The organism is Photobacterium chitinilyticum, from assembly GCF_004104355.1.
Classification (GTDB): domain Bacteria; phylum Pseudomonadota; class Gammaproteobacteria; order Enterobacterales; family Vibrionaceae; genus Photobacterium; species Photobacterium chitinilyticum.
Genome location: NZ_RJLM01000037.1, coordinates 1 through 3,098 on the forward strand (window position 1 = coordinate 1; position 3,098 = coordinate 3,098).

Consider the following 3,098-nt stretch of genomic DNA (forward strand, 5'->3'; position numbering starts at 1 on the left):
TGGAAAGATTTTCGGCCAAGTATGATCGTATTAATGGATGGAGTTGCATAACAAAGGTATCAAGGTGACTTGTTTGACTCGGCGGTTTTGGTTCGGAGTTCAGTGGGTTTGGTGAGTTGGTCGTGGCGCACCTTATCCCAGGCGTTATAACTCATTCTTGAATCTTGCTCATACCTTTAGCTTAGACTACAATTGGTGGTACAAAATTAAGTACAACTAAAGGTGCAACATGAGTCGTATCCGTTTCGATCAAGACATACAACCGTTATCTGAGTTCCGTGCAGGTGTTGCTTCTTATATTCGCCAGATCAATGAAACTCGTCGTCCATTAGTTATAACTCAGAGAGGCAAAGGTGTAGCTGTCGTCCTTGATGTTGCTGAATATGAGGCAATGCAGGAAAAAATTGAGTTACTAGAAGAAATTCAAAAAGCTGAAGCTCAACTTGCAAGTGGTTTAGGTGTATCTAATGTAGATGCTCGCGCTCAAGTATTGGGGCGTATCAAGAAATGAATGTTGTATGGTCACCACTAGCTCTTGAAAAGTTAAGCCAAATCGCAGAGTTCATTTCACTAGATAATCCACCTGCGGCTGAAAAGTGGGTAAACGATGTTTTCGATAAAGCTGAAGCTATTGGTTCTCAACCTGAAATGGGCCGTATAGTTCCTGAGCTTTCCCATGGTCATTATCGTGAGATAATTTTTGGTTACTATCGGATTATCTACAAAGTCACATTGGACGTACAAATCTTAACTGTACGTAATTGTCGCCAACTTTTAACACCTGATGATATTTGAGTTATAACAAAACAATCAAGGTGATGCATTACACTCGGCAGTTTTGGTATGAAGTTCGGTGCGCTTGGTTGGTTCAACGTGGCACACCTTATTGTAGGCGTTATAAAAAATGATATAGGAGATACGATGGATAGTCAGTTGATGAATTTGTGCTACGAGGGTGATTCTGGAATTAACGATATCAGGACTTGTTACGTAGACGAAATTCTATATATTTCACTTCGTGATGTGTTTGTGACATTGACAAGAGAAAATAAGGAAATAGATGAGAGATTTCCTTCAAAACATATCCCTAGTCTTATTAAATCGCAAGTTAAAGACTTAGATGATGATGAATATATTCGAATTCCAGTTGATGTGGAAAGTGCAGCCTTTAATGGCGAAGACGAAATATTCATTACTCAACCAGGTTTAAATCGTGTTATGGGCTCTGATAAATCCCAGGCAGGAAAAAACTTTCAACGATGGCTTTACCATAAAGTAGTTCCTTCACTCCAAAAATTTGGTGTCTATCCACCTCCACTTTCAACTCATGTATCCCCGAAAGCACAGCTGGCTGAAGTCGTAGCACAAAATGCGAGGGCAATAGCTGACACTATCGCTGACCAAGAAATGATTAAAGTTGAGGTTAAAAATGTAAAGAACGACGTTTCTGAAGTTAAGGGTGACGTTTCAGAGGTCAAGAGTCGCGTTCAAGAACTAGAGATGGGTAATATAAATAGCAAGCATATAATGACAGTCGCAGATTGGTGTAAAGACAAGCAACCATTAGCTACTTCCGAAGTTCAATTTGCCATTGTTACTTGGTGTGAGCACATCTCAATTACAGAGGGCGAACGTACAATCAAGTGTCCTTCTGGTGAGCGTTTAAATACGAGGTTTCATTCTAAAGTTATAGAAGAAGCCAGCCGTAGAGTTCTGTGATAATTTTTTATAACAAAGCAATCAAGGTGATGCGTTACACTCGGCGGTTTTGGTATGAAGTTCGGTGTGCTTTGTTGGATCGGTGGGGCACACCTTATTGCAGGCGTTATAAGCAGAAGCCCTGACATTTTAGAAAGGGCCTCAGTATTGGTTATTTTACTGCTTTAATTTTATTATCTTGCCAAATTTTTAGTGCTTCATCGATGATGCAAGATTTAAAAGCCTTATCGTATTTATCATCAGACGGTATTTTGATTGAGTCATCTCCGGAACTGATTTGGATACACCAAGAAAATATTTCATACATTACATTATCTGGTAAATTCATGGTTTCTGGGTAATTTTTAACTGAATAGTAAACGAGTGAACTATTAGTGTTTTCTATGCATCCAACTCTATTTTTTAATCCAGAGACGTCAGATTTTATCTCAGCTTCAACCTTTTCTCTATCTTGCATCCCCTTGAGGAATAGTTTTGTCAGGGCGACAATATCTGAATCATCTGACTTAGTTGGTGCTTGGTATTGTCCAGTTTCGGTGATGGATGGTAAGACATCGTCAAGTACCCATTTCTGAAATTTACGACATGCGGGACTTTTGTCTTGTAAAATAACTCTAAATAGTCCTGCTCTTGTCACATAACTTTCACGATGAGGTTCATCAATATTGTCAGGCAGGTTAAGAGGTGTATATATCTCGTCTTGCATCAAGTGAGTTGCATGGGCTTTTAAAAGACCAATGAGTCTTTTACTTGGTAGTTCAGGTGCTAAAACTCGGTTTTCTTGTGAGATTGCTAGAGTCACATCGAAAAGAGAAAAGTATAGCTCACCATTAATTTGTTGAGTTCTAACTGTAGCTTGTCCAGCTTCACTATTGTACGAAAGTACCATTTCAGATAGGTTCACAATAACAACTCTCCTTACATTAATTTTGGCTAATGTAGCATATCAAATGCGCGCATATCAAAGTGGGATGCTGCTTATAACAAGGCAATCAAGGTGATGCGTTACACTCGGCGGTTTTGGTCTGGAGTTTGGTGCGTTTTGCTAGTTCAGTGGGGCACACTTTATTGCAGGCGTTATGCACCTAGAGCCAAGATTTTCAATGGTAGATAGTTCATCACTCATTTCCACGATTTCTTTGGCCATTCGTTTGTCGAAAGGCTGCCTGAAAGTCCTGAGTTAAACAGGTTGTTGCTTTCTTTGCTGCCTTTGCTTTGATTCTGGCAATGCAACACCGAATTACAACGTTGCTCAGCTGTGAAAGTGCTGGCGAATTTCTTTGACTATTGGTCTGGTGCAGCAGCCAAGCTTCTCCGTATCAGGTTGTCATGCAAGTTGGTTTGGCTCAAATAGTTGAAAGTAAATCGCAATTAGCAGA

At 39.8% G+C, this 3,098-nt stretch carries 4 protein-coding genes; 3 read left to right on the top strand and 1 reads right to left on the bottom strand.

The window, feature by feature from the left end:
* Window positions 1-229: 229 nt before the first annotated feature.
* The 3 genes from EDI28_RS25425 to EDI28_RS25435 are packed head-to-tail and all read left to right on the top strand — an operon-like array spanning window position 230 to window position 1,719.
* Window positions 230-511, top strand: a complete 282-nt coding sequence (locus EDI28_RS25425; protein WP_128786642.1) for a type II toxin-antitoxin system Phd/YefM family antitoxin — start codon at window positions 230-232, stop codon at window positions 509-511.
* On the top strand, window positions 508-795 hold the full coding sequence (locus EDI28_RS25430; protein ID WP_128786643.1) for a type II toxin-antitoxin system RelE/ParE family toxin: 288 nt from the start codon (window positions 508-510) through the stop codon (window positions 793-795). The genes EDI28_RS25425 and EDI28_RS25430 overlap by 4 nt, the downstream gene beginning before the upstream one ends.
* A 48-nt stretch (window positions 796-843) precedes the next feature.
* Window positions 844-1,719, top strand: a complete 876-nt coding sequence (locus tag EDI28_RS25435) for a BRO-like protein (RefSeq protein WP_233353512.1) — start codon at window positions 844-846, stop codon at window positions 1,717-1,719.
* A 151-nt stretch (window positions 1,720-1,870) separates the two neighbouring features.
* Here the strand turns inward: EDI28_RS25435 and EDI28_RS25445 are convergent, their stop codons facing one another.
* Complete coding sequence (locus EDI28_RS25445; protein WP_128786644.1) at window positions 1,871-2,623, bottom strand: BRO-N domain-containing protein; 753 nt, start codon at window positions 2,621-2,623, stop codon at window positions 1,871-1,873.
* Window positions 2,624-3,098 lie beyond the last annotated feature (475 nt).

Coding starts and splice junctions, on each gene's coding strand:
- EDI28_RS25425 (WP_128786642.1), top strand. CDS start 230: ATGAGTCGTATCCGTTTCGATCAAGACATACAACCGTTATCTGAGTTC.
- EDI28_RS25430 (WP_128786643.1), top strand. CDS start 508: ATGAATGTTGTATGGTCACCACTAGCTCTTGAAAAGTTAAGCCAAATC.
- EDI28_RS25435 (WP_233353512.1), top strand. CDS start 844: ATGAAGTTCGGTGCGCTTGGTTGGTTCAACGTGGCACACCTTATTGTA.